The organism is Denitromonas iodatirespirans (assembly GCF_018524365.1).
In the GTDB taxonomy this organism is placed as follows: domain Bacteria; phylum Pseudomonadota; class Gammaproteobacteria; order Burkholderiales; family Rhodocyclaceae; genus Nitrogeniibacter; species Nitrogeniibacter iodatirespirans.
Map to the genome: position 1 here is coordinate 1 of NZ_JAEKFT010000115.1, position 813 is coordinate 813.

1 protein-coding gene is annotated in these 813 nt (G+C 58.9%); it reads right to left on the reverse strand.

Annotation, left to right across the window (positions count from 1 at the left end; all coding sequences use genetic code 11):
• The coding region (locus I8J34_RS24180) for a helix-turn-helix domain-containing protein (RefSeq protein ID WP_214361048.1) at positions 1-307 on the reverse strand (307 nt) is incomplete at its 3' end.
• Between the last annotated feature and the right edge of the window lie 506 nt (positions 308-813).

Sequence of the window (813 nt, forward strand, 5' to 3'; positions counted from 1 at the left end):
CGGGATAGCGCCGTGCCAGCAGGGCCTGGATCTTCTTGGGGCCGAGCACGTCGCCCCCGTCGGTGCGCAGCTCGATGACGGCCTGGCGCACGGCGAAGGGGTAGGCGGTGGCGCAGTGATGTGGCCGGCGACTGCGCTCCTCGAGCCCCTCCACGCCATCGCTCCGATAGCGCCCAAGCCATTTGTAGCCAGTCTTGCGGCTGATCCCATAGCGCGAGCACAGCTCGCCGAAGCTGTAGCGATCACGCAGGTGATCGGCGATAAACAGAACCCGTTGGTCCATCGGTTTGACCTCGTTCCAAGGCATGGGGCTGTCCTCCTATCCGCTCCCATGCAGGGTAGAAGTTGTTACCCATGTCTTTGAACCGATTTGTTACCGATGAGTGTGAACCGTACACTGGTCGACCACATCGTCCGCTCCTTCCGAATACCCTGTACAGGCCTACAAGGGCGCCATATCCTCCAAGGACTACCGGCAATCTCTGGCCAATCTTAGGTCAGGGCTCCCGCCTCTCGACGGTTTTCACGTCTGAGTAGCAGACAACTCATGCAATAACACGGTCGTGCCATCCAACGTCGATCGAGCTATGATCCAGCCGACATCTCGCTTACATCTATCCGGCTTGGCGGGCATGCGTCGAGGAAAGAGGGTGAAGGGATGCAATGTCGTATTTCAAGACCTGACCCAATACTGTTCGCTTAGATACGCATCCTGTCTCTTTTTGGCACTGACAGTGGCTTGGGTGCCAGCAGTGCTGGCGTGCAGTCGATGAGCTTTCGGCGCGGGTAGTGATGGTCGTGCGAAGCGTACGG